The sequence below is a fragment of the Streptomyces echinoruber genome (assembly GCF_014651135.1).
Taxonomy (GTDB): Bacteria; Actinomycetota; Actinomycetes; order Streptomycetales; family Streptomycetaceae; genus Streptomyces; species Streptomyces echinoruber.
Map to the genome: position 1 here is coordinate 219,848 of NZ_BMWH01000004.1, position 19,288 is coordinate 239,135.

The window sequence follows — 19,288 nt, forward strand, 5'->3', positions numbered from 1 at the left end:
CGGTCTCCATCCCGGTCTCCACCACGGATTCCCTCCTCGGATTCAGGAACGGACTAGGGAACGGACTTAGGAACGGACTTAGGAACGGACTTAGGAACGGACTGGGGAAGGGCGCTCGGGCGGGCGCGCCGGAAGACGGCTGCTCCCGGCCCACGGGGTTCAACGGCCGCGGCGCGTCAACGGCTACGGCGGAAGTCAGCCACAAAGGATGGCAGTTCATGGCAGATCCCGGGGGAGACATCCGCTTTGTACTCAAACACTGCGTGTCCAGTCGACCACAGCAGGTACTTTCTTGCCCGCCGGGCACAGGGGAACGACGCGCACCGAACCGGCGTCACGCCCGCCTGCCCCGGCACGGTTCGACGCTTCGCACGAGAGGCCACGACCATGGCGTCGTCACGAGTGACCTCGTCCCCATCCCCCCGGATCCCGCAGCCGAATCTCGCTTTCCGGCGCCTGCGCGGGCAGCGCTCACCGGCCGAGTTCGCGGCGGCGGTACGGCGGGCCGCCCGTGAGATCGGCGAACAGGTCGCCTGCGACGCGCGCTACATCGGTCGCGTCGAGGCGGGCGAGATCCGCTGTCCCAACTACGCCTACGAACGGGTGTTCCTGCACATGTTCCCCGGCCGCACCCTCACCGACCTGGGCTTCGCGCCCCGCTCGTCCGTACGCGGGCGCCGGGGACGCGGCACCGGGGAGGCGCCCTCGGCACATCTCCCGGCGCACAGCCCGGCGCACAGCCCGGCGCATGCCGCGGCCGGGGAGCGCGCCGCGGAGGAGACGGCGGAGGCGTACGAGCCGTATGACACGCAGGACCAGCAGGACCAGTACGACACGCACGACAACCACGAGGAGAGCGACGTGCTGCGTCGCGCATTCATGACCGGCTCGGGCGCCGCCGTGGCGGCCGCCTCGCTGGCTACCTTCGGCCTCGCCACCGACGCCGCGGCGGCGGGCCGGCCCCCGCGCCGTGCCGGAACCGGCGAGGCGGCCGCCCTGGAGGAGGCCGTCCGCAAGATCCGGCTGCTGGACGACCGGCACGGCGCGGACGGGCTCTACCGGCGCGCGGCCGCTCCGCTGCGCGCCGCGTACGCGCTGCTCGACGCCGGCGCGACCCGGCAGACCACCGCCGACCGGCTGCACGCGGGCGTCGGCGAGCTCACCCTCTCCGTCGGCTGGCTGGCACACGACTCGGGTCGCTTCGACGACGCGCGCTCGCACTACGCCGAGGCCCTCGCCACCGCCCGGATGACCGGGGACGACCCCCTGGAGGCGCACGCCTTCTGCAACACGGCGTTCCTCGCGCGCGACGCGGGGCGCCCGCGGGAGGCGGTACGGGCCGCGCAGGCCGCGCAGCGCGCCGCGCGCGGCCTCGGTTCGGCGCGCCTGCTGTCCCTCCTCGCCCTGCGCGAGGCCGGCGGCTGGGCCGGTCTCGCCGACCGCGCCGCCTGCGAACGGGCCCTCGCCCGCGCCCAGACCCTCTTCGACCGCGGCCCCAGCGACGCCGACCCCGAGTGGATGAGCTTCTACGGCGAGGCCGAGCTGGAGGGGCTGGAGGCGCAGTGCTGGTCCGCCCTCGGCGACTGGGAGCGCGCGGCCCGCCACGCGCGCCGGGCGGCCCGCCTGCAGGACCCCCACTTCACCCGCAACACCGCGCTCTACACCGCCGAACTCGCCGACGACCTGGCCCGCGGCGGCCGCCCCGACGAGGCCGCGGCCGCCGGCCTGCGCGTCCTGGACCTGATGGACCAGGTGCAGTCCTCCCGCATCCTGACGATGCTGTCCGGCACGGCACGGGTACTGCTCCCGCACCGCCGGACCCCGGGCGTCGCGCAGTTCCTGGAGCGGCACGCGGACCTGCCGCGCACGGCCTGATCCAGGCGACCGGGGGAGCGGCGACCGGGGAGGGGAGCGGCGACCGCGGTAGGAGGCGCCCCCGGTAAAGGGCGGCGACCGCGGCGTGACGCGGGCGACCGCAGCGCGGCGCGGGCGGTCACGGCATGACGCGGACGGCTACGGCGTGACGGGGACGGGGGACGGCCGGTCGGTCAGGTGCCCCACGGCCCACGTCGTTCCAGTGCTCGCCGGCCGGCTCCCCGTAGGCCCAGCTCAGCCCAGCCCAGCACCGACAGCGGTGCGGGATGCGGGCGCGGGCGGGCGGCGAACTCGTCGGGCAGGGGCACGTCGGTCCTGCCGGTGTGCCGGCCGACGACCACGCGGTCTGCCCGTGCCGGGCCGCAGGCCGCGTGGTGCCATGGAAAGGAGACCTTTCGACTGGAACGAGTACGACCGAAACGAGCGACGACGGGAACAAGCGACGAACGAGTGACGGACGAGCTCCCGGACCGGGCCCCCAGCATCAGCATCGCCCACCCGGCCGGCGGGCCCGTCGCCCACCCACTCGGCGGGACGGCCGCCCGCCCGGCCGGCGGGCAACCCGGGAGGCGATCTCTGCGTCTCTCTGGGCCGAGACGCCCGGCGAGGGCGGGCTCACCAGCCGTGGACACCAGCCGTAGAGTGGCACGACCGGGCCGCCGAAGCCGCGTGTCGAGAAGGGGGAGGGCGATCGGATGCCGCAGACCGAGACTCCGGGCACCGGGGCGGCCCCGCGCGCGCGGCTGCGCTGGTGGACCGAACTGCCACTGATCCTGCTCGTCTACGGCTGCTACTCCGTGGGCCGGCTGCTGGTCCGGGGCGACGTCTCGAGTGCCGTCGGCCACGGCCTGGACGTCCTGCGCCTGGAGCAGACGCTGCACATCGACGCCGAGCACCCCCTCAACCGCCTTTTCACCCGCGAGCCGTGGCTGGGCGTGCCGGCGGACTTCTGGTACGCCTCGCTGCACTACCTGGTCACGCCGCTGGTCCTGGTGTGGGTCTTCCGCCGCCACTCCGCGCACTACCGCGCGGCCCGCACCTGGCTGATGACGGCCACGTTCCTCGGCCTGATCGGCTTCACGCTGATGCCGACCTGCCCGCCCCGGCTGCTCTCCCCCACCCACGGTTTCGTCGACACGATGGCGTACTACAGCTCCTACGGCTGGTGGGGCGGCCAGGCCAGCGCGCCGCGCGGCCTGGGCAGCATGACCAACCAGTACGCGGCGATGCCGAGTCTGCACGTCGGCTGGGCGCTGTGGTGCGGGGTGATGCTGTGGCGGCACGGCCGCACGCGCGTCGCGAGAACCGTCGCCGTGGCCTATCCGCTACTGACCGGCCTGGTGGTCATGGGCACGGCCAACCACTACCTCCTCGACGCGGTCGCGGGCGTGGTCGTCATGGGCGTCGGGCTGCTGCTGGCGCCCTGGGCGGTCCGGTGTCTGGACTGGGCCAGGGTGCGCGTGGCGGTCGCCGTCACAGCCGCAACAGACCGCTCTCGCGGCGCAGGTTCACCTGTTGTCAGTGAGGGATGCCAGACTTCCCCGGGTGAGCGGATTCCATGGCAGCGCGAGGCACGGTTCGCAGCGTCGGGAGCCGAGCCGGGTGCCGCCCCCGCGGACAGGGGGGACGGCGCTCCGACACCGGCTCGCTGAGCTGCGCGGTCCTGACGTACCGGCAAAAGCGCTGGACGCGCGCGCCCTCGCGGCACTGGCCGCCAACCCCGGCTGCCGGCGGCGCGCAATCCTCGACGGCGCCGGAGTGGACAAGGCGGCGCTGGCGAGCGCGCTGGGCGCGCCGCCGGTGTTCGGGCAGTCGCAGTTCGCCTTCATGCGGGGCAACGCATTCGAGGCGCGGGTCAAGGCCGACGGCGGCGCGGAGCTGCTGCGGCTGGTGCGCGAGACGCTGGATCCCGGTGCCGAACCGCCGGAGCGCCCCCACGTCCCCGACCTGACCGCGCCCGGCCCCGAGGGGCGCAGGACCCGTACGGAGCAGGCGCTGCGCGAGGCCACCGCGGCCGGCGCCTGGACCCTCCTGGACCACCCGATGCTCGCCCTGGACGTGGCCGGTTCGCCCGCCCTGCTGGAGCCGGACGCGGTGGTCGTGCACCCGGACGGGCGCTGGACGGTCGTGGAGATCAAGTCCTTCCCCGTGCTGGACGGCTCCGCCGACCCGGCGAAGGTGGGCGCCGCCGCGCGGCAGGCGGCGGTGTACGTGCTGGCGCTGGAGGAGACCGCCGCCCGTCTGGAGCCGCCGCCCGAGGTGCGCCACCGCATCCTGCTGGTCTGCCCGAAGGACTTCTCCAACCTGCCCACCGCCTCGGCGGTCGACGTGCGCAAGCAGCGTGCGGTGACCGCCCGTCAGCTCGCCCGGCTCACCCGCGTCGAGGACATCGCCGGCACCCTGCCCGACGGCGTGTGCTTCTCCCCGGACCTGCCCGCCGAGGAACTCACGGCCGCCGTCGAGGCGGTCCCGGCGACGTACGCGCCGGAGTGCCTGTCCGCCTGCGAGCTGGCCTTCCACTGCCGGGCGCGGGCCCGCGCGGCCGGTGCGGTGACCGCCCTGGGCCGTTCGGTCCGCGCCGAGCTGGGCGGCCTGTCGACGGTGGACGACGTGCTGGCCGCCGCCCGCGGCGAGGCCGGCGACCCGGACGACCCGGCGGTCGCCGCGCTGCGCCGGGCGGCCCGGCTGCGCGCCCAGGCCCTGGCGGCGGCCGACCGGGAGGGGGCGGCGCCGTGTCCCTGATCGACGCCCTCGGCCGTCTGGAGGCCGTGCGCACCGGCCGCGCCCAGCCCGCCGCCACCGTCCGCCACCGGCACCTGTCCGACCGCCCCCTGGTCCTGGTGCCGCTCACCACCGCCGGTGAGGCCGGCGCCCCGCTCGGCGCGCTCGTCGGCACCGACCGGGACGCGCCGCGCCTGCTCGTCGTGCCGCAGCCGCGCGACCGCGACCTGCGGTTCGCGTTCCTCGCCGAGCTGGCGGACGCCGTCCTGCCGTACATCGACTCCTACGCCGGCGAGGTGGAGGCCGCCGAGCGCACCGAGACCGACCCGGAGACCGGCAAGCGGGTCAAGGTGGAGGCCGAGCTGTGCGCGGACGCGCCGCAGCTCATCGTGCCCAGCCGCGGCGGCATCGAGTTGGTACGGCTGCTCGGGCGCTCGATGCGGTTCCGGCGGACCGCGGAGCAGGACCCGGAGACGCCGCATCCGGCGCCGCCGCGGGTGCCGCTGCTGGGGCGGTGGCTGACGCACTACGGCGAGCGGGCCCGGGTGCCCGGCTCGTCGCTGCTGCTGGCCCTGACCGACCTGCTGTCCCGGCACTGGGCGACCGGGCAGTCCGGCCTGGAGGACCAGCACCTGGGCGCGCTGCTGGCCTGGATCGACCCGCCGGACGGCATGACCGGCGCGCAGGCCGCGCTGCGCGCCGAACTCGCGCGGGACGCCGACGGCCAGCTGCTGTGCCCGCCGGCGGGCCCGGCCACCGACCCGGCGTTCGACAACCGGCTGCTCGCCCCCGCCATCGAGCGCTACGACCGCGCCCGCACCGCCCTGGCCGCCGCCGAGGACGGCCTGGAGGCCGACGGCCGGCTGGCCGCGCTGGCCGCCGCCGAGCGGGAGATCCGCGCGCTCGTGGAGCGGGTCACGCGGCCCACGTGGGACGCGGTGTGGCGGGGCCTGGACCTGCTGCGGGCGCTGCCGGAGGGCGCGCATGTCGAGGAGCGGTGGACGCGCGACCGCTGGTCGTTCACCGGCCACCGCGACCGCGTCCTGGCCGGCGAGCCCCCGCAGCCGCGCCGCGACGACGCGGTCACCGCCGCGCACAAGCTCGCCGCGCGCGAGCGGGAGCAGGCCCGCCTGGACGCGCAGGAGGCCCTCGACGACCCGCTGGTGATGGCGGAGCGGCGGCTGGCCGGGGAGGCGTTCACCGGGGAGGTCACCGAGGTCGTGATGGCCTACAGCGAGGGGAAGCGGCCCAGCCCGCGCCCGCTGGTCACCGTCCGCACCGAGGACCGGCCGCACCTGGCGGAGCGGGCGAAGGTGTACCGGTCGCTGGGCGGCCGGCCGCAGACCGCCGAGTTCGTCGGGTACGAGCCCTGCCCCGACGGCGCCCTGATCGTCCTGCGGATCACCGACAAGATGGGCCGCGGCAAGGAGCCGGAGCCCGGTTCGGTGCCCGAGAAGGGCGAGCACGTGTGCTTCACGCTGTTCGAGCACGAGCAGCGCGGCGGGGCGAAGCTGCCCGAGCCCGAGCGGACGCCGTGGACGCACGGCGGCCCGCCCGGCGAGCCCGGGCCGGAACCCGCCGATCCCGTGACCGAGGAGGACCTGCTGTGACGACCGCCGAGGCCGTGGCCGACCCGGGTGCCGCGGCGGCGAGGGCCACCGACGCGATCCTGCGCGACACGCTGCACGGCACCGAGCGCGGCGTGGTCGTCGACTCCCCGCCCGGCGCCGGCAAGTCCACCCTGGTGGTGCGCGCGGCCCTGGAACTGGCCGCCGCCGGGCGCCCGCTGATGATCGTCGCGCAGACCAACGCCCAGGTCGACGACCTCGTGCTGCGCCTGGCCGAGAAGGACCCCGAGCTGCCGGTCGGGCGCCTGCACAGCAGCGACTCCGACCCCTACGACAAGGCCCTGGACGACCTGCCGAACGTCCGCACCTCGGCGAAGGCCGGCGACCTCGCCGGGCTGCCGGTGGTGCTGTCGACGGCCGCGAAGTGGGCGCACGTGAAGGTGGACGAGCCGTGGCGGCACGCCATCGTCGACGAGGCGTACCAGATGCGCTCCGACGCGCTGCTGGCGGTGGCCGGGCTGTTCGAACGGGCCCTGTTCGTGGGCGACCCCGGGCAGCTCGACCCGTTCGCGATCGTGGGCAGCGAGCAGTGGGCGGGCCTGTCGTACGACCCGTCCGCGTCCGCCGTGACGACGCTGCTCGCGCACAACCCCGGCCTGCCGCAGCACCGGCTGCCGGTGTCCTGGCGGCTGCCGGCCTCCGCCGCGCCACTGGTGTCGGCCGCCTTCTACCCGTACACGCCGTTCCGCAGCGGCACCGGCGAGGGCGACCGGCGGCTCGCCTTCGCCGTCCCGTCGGACGGCTCCGGCCCGGACCGGGTCATCGACGAGGCCGCCGCCTGCGGCTGGGGCCTGCTGGAGCTGCCCGCCCGGCACACCCCGCGCACCGACCCGGAGGCGGTGCACGCGGTCGCCGCGGTCGTCCGGCGCCTGCTGGAGCGCGGCGGCGCGGCCGTCTCGGAGCGCTCCCCCGAGCCCGCCCCGCTCACCGCCGACCGCATCGCCGTCGGCACCGCCCACCGCGACCAGGCCGCGGCGATCCGCGCGGCACTGGCCGGGCTCGGCGTCACGGACGTCACCGTCGACACCGCCAACCGGCTCCAGGGCCGCGAGTACGACGTCACGGTCGTCCTGCACCCCCTCTCCGGCCGCCCCGACGCCACCGCCTTCCACCTGGAGACCGGCCGCCTGTGCGTCCTGGCCTCCCGCCACCGCCACGCCTGCATCGTCGTCTGCCGCGCCGGCGTGACCGAACTCCTCGACGACCACCCGTCGACGGAACCGGTGCAGCTGGGGGTGACGGTGAAGTTCCCGGACGGCTGGGAGGCCAACCACGCGGTGCTGGCGCACCTGGCGAAGCACCGGGTGGCCTGGCGGCCGTGACCGGCGCACCGGGCAGTCCGGCGACCGCGGCCGGCGCACCGGGCGGTCCGGTAGTCATGACCGGCGCACCGAGTGGAGCGCCGGGCCGTCCCGCGGCCCCCGGCGCCGTGCGAGGGCCCTCTTGCGCGGGCGCGAGACAATGGACGGTGGCCTGTGCCCCGAGCGGGTCATCCGGTACGTACCACGAGGAGGAGAAGACATGGCGGAGCACACGCCGCGTCGCAGCGAACCGCGGCTACGCCCCGCGCCCCTGCTCTTCGAGCCCGCACAGGCGGCCGCCGACCCGGAGCACTTCTTCGACCTGGAGTCGATCGAGGACCCGCGTCTGCTGCTGGACCGGGCGACGGAGCTGACGCAGGCGTTCCGCGCGGCCACCGACCGGGCGGTGGAGTTCCAGGCGATCGCCGCCGCCCAGCTGGCCGACCCGCGCCGCTTCGACCGGCTCACGCCGGCGGACATCGCCGAGCGCGCGGACTGGACCGAGGACTACGCCCGCAAGATGGTCGAGTTCGGACGCGACCTGCTGCGCGGCGTCGAGGGCCCGGGACACGCCGACCCCGTGTGACGGACACGTCGGCCCCGTGTGACGGACACGTCGGCCCCGTGTGACGGACACGCCGACCCCGTGTGACGGCCGGCGGCCGGCCGGGGCCGCGGGCAACCCCGTGTAGGCATATGCCGGGCGGGCAAGATACCCCGTACGGTCCGTTCCTGTCCCCGATTTCGGCAACCGAGGGGAACCGGCCGCTCACGGCAGGTAGACGTATGCGCCATGAGCAGTACTGGGAACGCGTCGCACGTGTCGTACGTCACCCCGGACGGTGCCGCCTGGCTGGCCTCGGCGGGCCCCCATCCCCGCAGCACTCTCGCGCTCTGGCGGGAACGCCCGGACGCCCCGGTCGTCCTGCCCTGCGGCACCGTGTTCGACGTGGTCAACGCACCGATGGTCTTCGGCCGCCGGATGCTGGACCGGCTGTGGGACGAGGGGCCCGGCTCCGGCCCGGTGGCCGTCTTCCGCGGCCGCGTGCTGCTGTTCGCCGCCCCGGGCACCGCCCAGCGGCTGCCGTCCCTGCTCGGCTGGGAGGAGTGGGGCGCCGGGCGCCGCGCCGAACTGCCGCCGCTGCTCTGCCACGGCCGGGGCGACGCGGTCACCGTGCCGCCGGTCACCGTGCCGCCGGTCGCCGGCGACACCGCCGCCGACCGGTCCGACGCCCGCTGGCTCGTCGCCCCGGACACGGTACGGCCGTGGCTGCCGGGCCCCGAGGTCCTGCTGTGGGCGGCCGTCCGGGCCACCCGGGCCGCCCTGCGGGTATCGATTTCCGGTCCCGCCGACCAGGGTGCTAAGGTCTACGACGTCAGCGGGCGCCGCTAGCTCAGTTGGTTAGAGCAGCTGACTCTTAATCAGCGGGTCCGGGGTTCGAGTCCCTGGCGGCGCACGACGGCGATCGGCGAGCCGTGTCCGCGGAAAGCGCGGGCCGGGCTCGCCGTCGTTGTTTTTGCGCGGCTTCGCCGCGCGGGTGGGGGCTTCGCCACCCACACCCCCCCTTTTCCGGCGTTCGATCGGCCTTTTTTGTCCGGGGCCGGTGGGTCACTGGGCGAAGGGGCGCTGCGGGTCCGCCGAGGAAGTCCGGCCCGCACTCGTCGCCGTATCCGTGCAGGTGAGCCGCCCGACAGGCCCCGCACCCCCATCCCCGGCATTCCGCCGCCGGCCCCCTGTTGTCAGGGGGCCGGTGTCTGTGCCCAGGAGGCCCGGCGCGGACTCACCGCCGCCGTTTTCGCGGGCGGGCCGACCGGCGGGAGCTTCGCCGCCCGTACCCCCTCATCGCGTTCCCGGCTGCTCCTCCCGTCTGATCCACTCGCCGCCGCCCAGCGGGTAGTCGTAGCCGGGGCGGCCGACGTCGGCGCTGGTGCGGAACGGGACACCGCCGTCGTCGATGTGCACGGTGCCGCGGCGGTTGCCGCTGGACCAGTCCAGGGTGAGATCCCAGCGGACGTCGTGCGCCTTGGTGCGGGCGGTGAGGTAGAAGACCTCCGGATCGGACTCGCTGACCTTGTACGGGAAGTCGCGCCGGCCCTTCTTGACGGTGACGGTGGGGCTGCCGCTGTCGAGGTCGATGTCGAACGCACTGGTGTCGACGTCGCCGCCGCAGCCGACGCCCATCGAGTAGTCGTTCCAGGCGAGCGGTGCGCCCTTCGCGACGACGCGTACGTGCAGTGCCTCCAGGACGACGGTTTCCTTCCCGGTGCCCTGCACGGTGAGGGCGACGCGCCGCTCCCCCGAGGAGACCGCGCCGTACGCGGCGGCCCAGCGGGGCGCGTCCTGCTCGCCGGCGGGCGGGCCGACCTGTTCGGGCTCGCTGTCGACGAGGAAGTGCTGGCTGCACGGGCTGCTGTAGACATAGGGGCGGACGGCGACGGCGATCGGTACGCCGCCGGTGCGCTCGGCGGCGAGCCCTCCGCCGCGGGCGGTGCCCCCACCTCCGTGGGCGGCGCCCCCGCCGCCATGGGCGGGGGACTGCGGCGCCGGAGCGGAGGGGGTGCCGGTCCTCCCGCTCCGGGACGGGGAGGGAGAGGCCGACGCGGACGGGGACCTGCCGTTCGCGCGACCGGTACCGGTGCCGGTGGCCGGGGCGGCGGCCTCGGCGACCCTCCGGTCACCGCCGTCGCCCCCGGAGGACGGCAGGTGCGCGGCGAGCGCGACGGCTCCCAGAACCGCGGCCGCGGCGCCGGAGGCGATGAGCGCGGTGCGGCGCCGCCGGGGCCGCACGGGAGCGGACGGGGACGCGCCGCCGGCAAGCGGCTCGCCGCTTCCACCGGGTTCGCGAAGGCCACTGCTCGCGGATTCCGGCTCCGTCCCGCCCGCTGTTCCGGACGGCCCGCCGCTCGCATCGGCGGGACCCGCCGCCCCGGACGGTGGACCGTCCGGGGCGGCGGGGCGGGCGAGGCGGTCCCCGGCGCCGGACGCGAGTCCGTCAGGCGCCGGCGCCCTCCCGGGCTCTCCGGCCCCGGCGCCGCGCGCCGCCCCGTCCGGCCCCGGCCCCTTACGCCCGCGCGCCGCATCCGCCAGGATCCACCGCCGGTGCAGCTCGACCAGTTCCTCGGGGCTCGCCCGGCACACCCGGGCGAACCGTTCGACCGGCGCGTAGTCGGCCGGCACCGCGCTGCCGCTGCAATAGCGGTGCAGCGTCGACGTGCTCATGTGCAGCCGTTTGGCGAGCGCCCCGTAGCTCAGCCCCGAGCGTTCCTTGAGCTCCCGCAGCAGCTCCGCCAACGCCTCCGCCTCCTCGCCGGCCCCCGTCGCTCCCGTGGCCCCTGTCGCCCCTGACACCCGTTCCTCCCCTTCCCCCTGCGGTCCGGCGCGTCCCGTTCCCGCGTTCCAGGACCCTTGCGCTTTCCCTGGTCACAGCACGTTTTCGCGTTCCGGCGTCCCCGACTTCCCGGCTTTCGTGGCGGCTGGGACGGATCACCCCGCAAGCTCCGGTCATCCCAGCACCACACCCACCGAACGCCGAAGGAGCCCGCTCACATGTCCAGCATCCACAACCCCCGCACCCGCCTCCTGAGTGCCGCCGCGACCGCCGTGCTCGCCACCCTCGCCGCCCTCTCCCTGAGCGCGTGCGGCGACGGCTCGGGCGTCCGCGACGAGGGCCTGCCGGCAGGCGCCTCCTCGGCCGCCGCGACCGCCGTCTCCGCCTCGCCCTCCGTCTCCGCCTCGCCCGGCTCCGGCTCGTCCCTCCCCAAGGACGTGGAACCCGCCTCCTCCGGTTCGAAGCCGGCCGCGGACGTGCCCGCGGTGAAGACCTCCGCGGTGCGGCGGAGCGGCAGGACCGGCACCGGCGGCTCGGGGACGGGCGGCGGCAAGCTCGTCACCTGCCAGGGGTCCACCACCAAGACGGTCGCGTCTCCCCTGAACCGCCCCGTGAACCACATGCTGCTCACGGTCACCAACACCGGCAGCGCCCCCTGCGCCCTCTACGGCTACCCGGTCCTCCGCTTCGGCGAGGCCCAGTCGGTGCCGCCGGCCATCGAGGCCTCGCGCCCGCAGGCCGTGGTCACGCTCGCCCCGGGCGAGTCCGGCTACGCCTCCGTGACCCTGGCGGCCGCCGACGGCAGCGGCGCGTACGGACACACCGAGAAGTCCCTCACCGTCTTCTTCCAGGGCCGTACCGCCGGCGAGCAGGCCCCCGTGGCCGCCCACCCGTCCCTGCCCGCCGGGGGCGTCTACATCGACGACTCCCTCAAGGTCACGTACTGGCAGCAGTCGTTGGACGACGCCGTCAGCTGGTGACACCGGGCGGGGCCGGGCGGGACCACCGGGGCACGTCCAGGTCCGCGGCGACGCGGCGACGCGGCGGAGCGGTGGAGCGGCGGGTCCGGCGGAGCGGACGGCGCCCGCCGACTCCACCGCCGACCGTGCCTGCCGACGCCACTGCCGACCGTGCCCGCCGGCTCCACCGCCGGCCGTGCCCGCCGGGCATGCCGCCGGAGTCCGCGCACAGGGGCGCCGGCGGCGGACGGGGTCCGGGGGCCGGCGAGCCGCCGGGGGATGGACACGCGCGTCGCCGGAAGCCCCGCACGGGCCCACCCCGCCGTTTCCGCGCGGGTGGGGCGGACAAGTGGGTACCCGAGCGGGTGCAACCGTGTCGTACGGCAGGAAGGCTGGAGATGACCGCACTCGGACTCGTCCACCCGGGCCACGGCGCCGAGGACGACTACCCGCGCATCGAGCAGCTCCTGGGCAGCGACATCCGGGTGGACCTCGTCCACACCGACCTGGGAGAGGAACCGCGCCGGGCGGAGGCGTTGCGCGCGGCGGGCCTGGCCGAGCGGCTCACCGCCGGCGTCGAGGAGCTGCGGCTGGCGGGCGCCGAGGCCGTGGTGTGGGCGTCGGCCGGCGGCAGTTTCAGCCACGGCTGGGAGGGCGCCCAGCAGCAGGTACGGGACCTGGCGCGGGCGGCCGGGATGCCGGCGTCGTCGACGTCGTTCGGGTTCGTGCACGCCGTGCGGGAGGTCGGCGCGCGGCGGGTGGCCGTGGGCACGGCGTATCCGCCGCGGGTGGCGGAGCTGTTCGCGGACTTCCTGCGGGCCGGCGGTGTGGAGGTCGTCGCCGTGCGCGACGGCGGGGACCCTCCGGCGGACGGGGTCGCCGGGTGGGGCGAGGAGCGGGTGCTCGCGCTCGCCCGGGACGCGGACCGCCCGGAGGCGGAGGCGGTGCTGCTGCCGGACACGGCACTGCACACCGTCTCGTGTCTGCCGGAGCTGGAGAAGGAGCTGGGCAAGCCGGTGCTCACGGCCGCCCAGGTCACCGTGTGGGAGGCGCTGCGGCTGGTCGACCGGCGGGTGCACGCGCCGCGGCTCGGGACGCTGTTCACCAGGGAGCCGGTGGTGCAGGTCTGACCGCCGCCGACACGGGGGGGTGGCCATGGGCGGGCCCCGGGCGGCCACCCGGAAAGGCACGACGGGCGCCCGGCGAAAGGGCCCGGGAAATGTATGAGCGGGAATAAATCCGTGGCGGTCCCCCGTTGTCCCGGCGCAGTACGACCACTCCCGGCGACGACACAGGAGGCACCCGCGTGTCCGCAGCGGCAGACGAGATACGGGGCACGGCCCGCGGCACCGCCCCCGTCCCCCTCTCGGTCCTGGACCTGGTCACGGTGGGCACGGGCCGCACCGCCTCCGACGCGCTGCGCATCAGCGTCGAGCTGGCGCGGCTCACGGAGGCGCGGGGGTTCCACCGGTACTGGGTCGCCGAGCACCACTCCATGCCGGGCGTGGCGTCCTCGTCGCCGGCCGTGATCCTGGCGTACCTGGCGGCGCACACGGAGCGGATCCGGCTCGGGTCGGGCGGCGTGATGCTGCCCAACCACGCGCCGCTGGTGGTCGCGGAGCAGTTCGGGACGCTGGAGGCGATGGCGCCGGGGCGGATCGACCTGGGGCTCGGGCGGGCGCCGGGCACGGACGGGGCGACCGCGGCGGCCCTGCGCCGCACGGAGCGGCTGGACGAGGGCGCGGAGGAGTTCCCGCAGCAGGTGGTGGAGCTGACGCGGTTCCTCGACGACGACTTCCCCGACGGGCACCCCTATAGGCGCGTCCACGCCGTGCCGGGCCCTGTGCAGGCGAGTGCGCCCGGTGGCGTGCAGTCGCCGCACCGGCCGCCGATCTGGCTGCTCGGGTCCTCCGGGTTCAGCGCCCGGCTCGCCGGGATGCTGGGGCTGCCGTTCGCCTTCGCGCACCACTTCTCCGCGCAGAACACTCTCCCCGCGCTGGAGCTGTACCGGGAGTCCTTCCGGCCGAGCGGGGTCCTCGACGCGCCCTACGCCCTCATCGGCGTCAGCGTCCTGGCCACCGACGCGGAGAAGGAGGCCCGGCGGCAGGTCAGGGCGGCCGCGCTGAACATGCTGCGGCTGCGCCGCGGGCGGCCGGGGCTGTTCCCCTCGCCGGAGGAGGCCGAGGCTTACGAATTCAGCCCGCTGGAGCAGGAGTTCGTCGACTCCTGGGCCGCCAATGTCGTCCACGGCACGCCGGACGAGGTCCGCGCCGGTCTGGACGAGCTGCACAAACGCACCGGCGCCGACGAGTTGATGCTCACCACCCACGCCCACACCGGTGAGCTGCGGCTGCGTTCGTACGAACTCGTCGCCGACGCCTACGGGTTGCCGGCCGGCGCCTGAGGAGTCCGAGGATCCCGGGGATGCCGGGGAGTCCGAGGATCTCGGGGAGTCCGGGGAGTCCGAGGATCCCGGTGACACGGACTGCCCAGTCGCCGGCCCCCGGTCACGGCCGCAGGCAGGCGCGGCTGTCCAGCAGGCCCGAGATGTCGCCGGGCGGGACCGGGCGGGAGTAGAGCCAGCCCTGGCCGGTGTCGCAGCCGATGCGGCGCAGGCGGTCGGCCTGGGCCGGGGTCTCGACGCACTCGGCGGTGACGGTGAGGCCGAGGCGGTGGGCGAGCTGGATCATGGCCTCGACGATGACCTCGTCGGCGGGGCTGGCCGGGCCGGCGGTGTCGTCGTACTGGAAGCCGCGGACGAAGGAGCCGTCCAGTTTCAGTACGGCCACCGGCAGGCGGCTGAGGTAGGCCAGGTTCGAGTAGCCGGTGCCGAAGTCGTCGATGGCGATGCGGACGCCCATGTCGCTGAGGGCCTGCAGGGCCTGGAGGGGGCGGCCGGCGGAGCCCATGACCGCGGACTCGGTGAGTTCGAGCTGGAGCAGGTGCGGGGTCAGGCCGGTCTCGGCGAGGATCTCGGCGACGTCGGCCACCAGGTCGGAGTCCCACACCTGGCGGACGGCGACGTTGACGCTGACGAAGATCGGCGGCTCGCCGGGGTGGTCGAGCTGCCAGCGGCGGGCCTGGCGGCAGGCGGTGGCCAGGACCCAGCGGCCCAGCGGGACGATGGAGCCGTCCTCCTCGGCGAGCGAGACGAACCGATTCGGCGTCAGCGTGCCGAACTGCGGGTGCCGCCAGCGCACCAGGGCCTCCACTCCGCTCAGGCGTCCGTCGGCCATGCTGACCAGCGGCTGGTAGTCGAGGACGAACTCGCCGCGGTCGATGGCGGGGCGCAGCCCGGAGGCGAGGGCCTGGCGGGTCATGCGGTGGGCGTTGCGCTCGGGGTCGAACAGCGTCCAGCGGGACCTGCCGTCGGCCTTGGCCCAGTACAGCGTCGTGTCGGCGGCCTGCATGAGGGCCGTGGGGGTGGTGCCGGCGGTGCGGCGTTCGACCACGCCGATGGAGGCGGAGACCGACAGGCGCTGGCCGGAGATGTCGAAGGGGGCCTGCAGGGCGGTCAGGACGGACTCGGCGAGGTCGGCGAGCTGGTCGGTGCCGGTGGAGTTCTCCACCAGGAGGGCGAACTCGTCGCCGCCGAGGCGGGCCACCAGCGGTGCGGCGGCGCGGGCGTAGCCGGCCACGTCGGCGCAGCGGGTGAGGCGTTCGGCGACGGCGGCGAGCAGGCGGTCGCCGACCCGGTGGCCGAGGGTGTCGTTGATCGCCTGGAAGCCGTCGAGGTCCAGGTAGCACAGGCCGATCCGGCCGGTGCCGGGGCGGCCGTCCGCGTCGGCCTCCAGGGCGGCGGTGAGGCGTTCGAAGAACAGGGTGCGGTTGGGCAGCCGGGTCACCGGGTCGTGCATCTGCAGGTGCCGCAGCCGGGCCTGCAGTTCGCGGCGGGCGCTGATGTCGGCCAGGGAGAGCAGGACGGCCGGTTCGCGGTGCGCCCGCGGGTCGTCCTGGCGGGGCGGCAGGGGGGCGACGGTGACCTGGACCCACAGGGAGTGCCCGTCGGGGTGCTTGACGCGGCGGGTGCAGCGCAGCCTGGCGCGGCGGCCGTCGAGGACCTGCCGGTAGGCGTGGTGGGTGCGGGCGTCGGAGGTGAGGTCGACGAGGTCGGCGGCGGCGCGGCCGGCGAGCGCGTCGGGGGCGGTGCCGAGGAGGGCGCCGAAGGTGTCGTTGGCGCTGACGATCCGTCCGTCGCCGTCGAGGACGGCCATGGCGAGGGGGGCCGCGGTGAAGGCGGACCGGAACGGCTCGGGCGCCTGTCCCCGGTCCGGGCCGCCGGTACCGGCAGACGCCTGAGTATCACTCTCCGTGACGGCGGGCCGATGGGGGCCTGCCACGGGCGCCGGCCCCTCGGACGTTCCGCTCACCGCTCGCTCCCGCAGTGCACTCGGTCTTCGTACTGGCGTCGTACTGGTTGCGTCGAGATGTCCGGCCGGGCGGCGGGCGGCCACCGGGCCGTGTCCGTGCAGGAAAGTGCCAGGAAAGTGTGCCGATCATAGAGGCTGGCCCGTGACCGGTTCCAGCCGCTTCGCAGGGTTCCCGGCACCACCGACCCTTCTGACAGATCGTTTCTGCCCGTACCTGGACGGGTTCTTCGGACCGTCGACCGAATGTGACGTTCCGTGAGCACTTCGGGATGTCGCGGGGGCGTCGCAGCATCGTCAACGGCAGTCGGCGGACGGGGACCGCCGTCGATGACCTTCCCCGCCGGGGGCCTTCTCACTCGTCCGGTGCAGGCAAACAGGACATAAGCCGAAAATCTCACGGAGGCTGAGGGCGGTGTTCCCGCGCGCCCGGCGCGCGTCCGCCGCGAACCGCCCCCGGAGGTCACCGTGCCGTGTCCGCTCCCGCCCAAGGGCCCCGCCCGGAAGGCCCGTACGGCCCTCGCCGGGCACGGCCGGAGCGGAGCGCGCGACCGGCTGCGCCGTACGGCGGCCGTGGCGGCGACACTGTCGGCCCTCGCCGCGACCTCGCTGGTGACCGGCCCGTCGGTGGCCGAGCCGTTCCGGGCGGGGCCCTGCGCGCTGGGGCGGACCGAGGCGCACCACTCGGAGGGCCTGGACACCTGGAACACCGCCTATCCGCGGCCGACGCGGCCGCTGGACGCCGTACTGGTGTTCCTGTCCTTCCCCGACTCCGCCCCGTTCACCACCCCCGCCCAGCTCGCCGCCGACCACTTCCCGGCCACCAGCCGGTTCTTCGAGCAGGCCTCCTACGGCCGCTTCGCGCTGCGCCCGCACGCGCTGCGGCGCTGGATCCGCATGCCGCACCCCTCCACGGCGTACGCCATACGGCGGGACTGGAACACCGCGCGCCGCTCGGCCTACCTGCGCGACGCGCTCGCCGCGGCCGACCCCGCAGTGGACTTCTCCCGCTACGACATCGTCTACCTGGTCGCCGACCCGGACGCGCCCGGCGTCGACTCCGACGCCACGAAGGTCGTCAACCTGGACACCCCGCTGCGGGCCGACGGGACGGACATCCGCCGGGTGGTGACCGTGTTCGAGAAGCACCCGCCGGACCGGCTGGTACTGGCGCACGAGACCGGGCACGTCTTCGACCTGCCCGACCTGTACCACCGGCCGGCGGACGGCAAGGGCGACTGGGACACCTACGTCGGCGACTGGGACCTGATGGGAAGTCAGTTCGCGCTGGCGCCCGACCTGTTCGCCTGGCACAAGTGGCGGCTGGGGTGGCTGGAGCAGAACCAGGTGGTGTGCGTGCGGGGGCCCGGGACCACGCGGCTGCCCCTGGAGCCGCTGGAGAGCGGGCCGCCCGGCACGGGCCCGGGCCCCGGCGTGCCGCTGCCCGTCGGCGTCCCCGCCCCGGCCGGCGCCCCGCCCGCCCCCGTGGCCGTGCCGGGCCTCGGCCCGGGCGGCGGCACGAAGCTGGCGGTGGTGCGCACCGGGGACGACAGCGTGCTGGCCTTCGAGGCGCGCACGGCGACGGGCAACGACGTCACCGCCTGCCGGCAGGGCGTCCTGGTCTACCGGGTGCGCAGCGGCACGGAGTCCGGGAGCGGGCCCGTCGAGGTCGTCGACGCCCATCCGCGCACCCGGGCCTGCCGGGAGGACTCCGTCTACCCGCCGCTCGCGGACGCACCGGTGGCCGCCGGGGAGAGCTTCACGGTGCCGGGCGACGGGGTGCGCGTGACGGTGGAGGGGCGCACGGCGTCGGGCGCGTGGACGGTACGGATCACGCCGGGCGCGCGTAGCTGACGCTCCGTCAGAATTCCTTTCGCCGACGTCCGGTGTCCCGCCACACGGCGGTGTCCTGCCGCCGCGGTCAGCCGGGACCCCGGCGCCGAGACGGCGGGCCGCTCACCGGCCCGGAGCGCACGGCCGGCCCCACGGCCGCCCTCTCGGGCCGCCCTCCCGGGCGGCCCGCCGTGTCCGCGTGCCGGGCCGCGCCGGGAGGCGGCCCATAGCACGCGCGCGGCGCCGCCGCCGGGACACGCGGCAAACTCGCCAACGGACGCGTACCGCGGCCGGTTTGACGGCTATCGTGGAAAGGCCAGGCCGGACGGACCAACGGCATGACGGCCACCAAAGCGCAGGGGGAACCGTGGCGCTGACGCACGAGCCGACCGCACCGTACCACTCGGCCCAGGACGCCCTGCGCGTGCTGGAGACGGTGGCACGCCGCTCCGCGGGTGTCACCGACGCCGAGCTCGCCCGCCGCACCGGCCTGCGCGCCGAGCGGCTGACCGCCCTGCTGCGGATGCTGCGCCGCGAGGGCTACGTCGAACAGATCACCGACGGCGCGTACGTCGCCGGTGCCGCGCTGGCCCGCCTCGGCGCCGCCCACGGCCGGGAGCAGGCGCTGCGCGAGACGCTCCAGCAGACCCTGAACCGGCTGCGGGACTCCCTGGGCGCCGCCGTCTACATCAGCCGGTACGTCGACGGCGAGGTCAGGGTCACCCAGTACGCCGCCGGGCCGAGCACCCCGGCCGTGCACGAATGGGTCGACTTCCGGGTCTCCGCGCACGCCCACGCGGTCGGCAAGAGCCTGCTCGGGCAGCTCGACCACCGCGCCCGGCGCGAGCACCTCGCCCGCTACAAGATGCCCCGGCTGACCTCGCGGACGATCACCAGCGACAAGGTGCTGCTGTCCCGGCTGGAGGCCCAGCCACCCACGGTGCCCGTCCTCGACCTGCAGGAATACGCCGTCGGCACGGTCTGCGCCGCCGTCCCGATCACCGCCGGCTCCGCGGTCGGCGCGCTCGCCCTGTCCCTGCCGGTCGCCCACGCGCACCGCCTGCGCCAGGCCGCGGAGAAACTGAACCGCAGCGCGGCCCCGGTCCTGCTGTCGCTGACGATCTAGCCCGAGGATCCAGCCGGACGATCCAGCGCGACAGGCCGGCCCGACGATCCGGCCCGATGGTCCGGCCCGACGATCCGGCCCGATGGTCCGTCCTGGGCGGTGGTCGGAAGCACCCCCGCGGACCAGGTACTATTTTCTCAGTCGTCGGC

14 protein-coding genes and 1 tRNA gene are annotated in these 19,288 nt (G+C 75.5%); 13 read left to right on the forward strand and 2 right to left on the reverse strand.

Going from position 1 to position 19,288, the window contains the following annotated elements:
* Window positions 1–387 precede the first annotated feature (387 nt).
* From IE225_RS07975 to IE225_RS08010, 8 genes are all read left to right on the forward strand, one after another.
* Entirely contained in the window at window positions 388–1,875 is a 1,488-nt protein-coding gene (locus IE225_RS07975; RefSeq protein ID WP_190056653.1) for an NsdA family TPR-like regulatory protein, read from the forward strand.
* Window positions 1,876–2,570: 695 nt separating this feature from the next.
* Window positions 2,571–3,527 (forward strand): phosphatase PAP2 family protein, encoded by a 957-nt coding sequence (locus IE225_RS07980; RefSeq protein ID WP_190056654.1) that lies wholly within the window; start codon window positions 2,571–2,573, stop codon window positions 3,525–3,527.
* Window positions 3,478–4,617, forward strand: a complete 1,140-nt coding sequence (locus IE225_RS07985; protein WP_190056655.1) for a hypothetical protein — start codon at window positions 3,478–3,480, stop codon at window positions 4,615–4,617. Before IE225_RS07980 ends, IE225_RS07985 begins: the two co-directional genes overlap by 50 nt.
* A complete protein-coding gene (locus IE225_RS07990; protein WP_190056656.1) occupies window positions 4,608–6,206 on the forward strand; it encodes a hypothetical protein in 1,599 nt (532 codons plus the stop codon). The genes IE225_RS07985 and IE225_RS07990 overlap by 10 nt, the downstream gene beginning before the upstream one ends.
* Window positions 6,203–7,546 (forward strand): AAA domain-containing protein, encoded by a 1,344-nt coding sequence (locus IE225_RS07995; RefSeq protein WP_190056657.1) that lies wholly within the window; start codon window positions 6,203–6,205, stop codon window positions 7,544–7,546. The genes IE225_RS07990 and IE225_RS07995 overlap by 4 nt, the downstream gene beginning before the upstream one ends.
* Before the next feature lie 199 nt (window positions 7,547–7,745).
* Window positions 7,746–8,111: a DUF8844 domain-containing protein gene (locus tag IE225_RS08000; RefSeq protein WP_190056658.1), complete on the forward strand. Its 366-nt coding sequence runs from the start codon at window positions 7,746–7,748 to the stop codon at window positions 8,109–8,111.
* A 207-nt stretch (window positions 8,112–8,318) separates the two neighbouring features.
* Window positions 8,319–8,918, forward strand: a complete 600-nt coding sequence (locus IE225_RS08005; protein WP_190056659.1) for a bifunctional DNA primase/polymerase — start codon at window positions 8,319–8,321, stop codon at window positions 8,916–8,918.
* Window positions 8,909–8,982 (forward strand) — tRNA-Lys (locus IE225_RS08010). The genes IE225_RS08005 and IE225_RS08010 overlap by 10 nt, the downstream gene beginning before the upstream one ends.
* A 383-nt stretch (window positions 8,983–9,365) precedes the next feature.
* On the opposite strand, the gene IE225_RS08015 is transcribed toward IE225_RS08010, so the two are convergent.
* Entirely contained in the window at window positions 9,366–10,874 is a 1,509-nt protein-coding gene (locus IE225_RS08015; protein ID WP_190056660.1) for a helix-turn-helix domain-containing protein, read from the reverse strand.
* Between the two features lie 198 nt (window positions 10,875–11,072).
* Between IE225_RS08015 and IE225_RS08020 the strand changes: the two genes are divergently transcribed.
* The 3 genes from IE225_RS08020 to IE225_RS08030 all read left to right on the forward strand — a co-directional run bounded on the left by IE225_RS08020 (window position 11,073) and on the right by IE225_RS08030 (window position 14,217).
* Entirely contained in the window at window positions 11,073–11,834 is a 762-nt protein-coding gene (locus IE225_RS08020) for a DUF4232 domain-containing protein (RefSeq protein WP_190056661.1), read from the forward strand.
* 377 nt (window positions 11,835–12,211) lie between these two features.
* Window positions 12,212–12,943 (forward strand): maleate cis-trans isomerase family protein, encoded by a 732-nt coding sequence (locus IE225_RS08025; RefSeq protein ID WP_190056662.1) that lies wholly within the window; start codon window positions 12,212–12,214, stop codon window positions 12,941–12,943.
* A gap of 176 nt (window positions 12,944–13,119) precedes the next feature.
* Window positions 13,120–14,217 (forward strand): LLM class flavin-dependent oxidoreductase, encoded by a 1,098-nt coding sequence (locus IE225_RS08030; RefSeq protein ID WP_190056663.1) that lies wholly within the window; start codon window positions 13,120–13,122, stop codon window positions 14,215–14,217.
* 103 nt (window positions 14,218–14,320) lie between these two features.
* On the opposite strand, the gene IE225_RS08035 is transcribed toward IE225_RS08030, so the two are convergent.
* The gene (locus tag IE225_RS08035) at window positions 14,321–16,183 is read right to left on the reverse strand and encodes a putative bifunctional diguanylate cyclase/phosphodiesterase (protein WP_190056664.1); all 1,863 of its coding nucleotides are present in this window, start codon (window positions 16,181–16,183) and stop codon (window positions 14,321–14,323) included.
* A gap of 465 nt (window positions 16,184–16,648) precedes the next feature.
* Between IE225_RS08035 and IE225_RS08040 the strand changes: the two genes are divergently transcribed.
* Both IE225_RS08040 and IE225_RS08045 read left to right on the forward strand, forming a co-directional pair.
* Window positions 16,649–18,034 carry a M6 family metalloprotease domain-containing protein gene (locus tag IE225_RS08040; protein WP_190056665.1) on the forward strand — a complete coding sequence of 462 codons (1,386 nt, stop codon included), beginning with the start codon at window positions 16,649–16,651 and terminating at the stop codon, window positions 18,032–18,034.
* Window positions 18,035–18,380: 346 nt separating this feature from the next.
* The gene (locus IE225_RS08045; protein WP_190056666.1) at window positions 18,381–19,139 is read left to right on the forward strand and encodes an IclR family transcriptional regulator; all 759 of its coding nucleotides are present in this window, start codon (window positions 18,381–18,383) and stop codon (window positions 19,137–19,139) included.
* Window positions 19,140–19,288 lie beyond the last annotated feature (149 nt).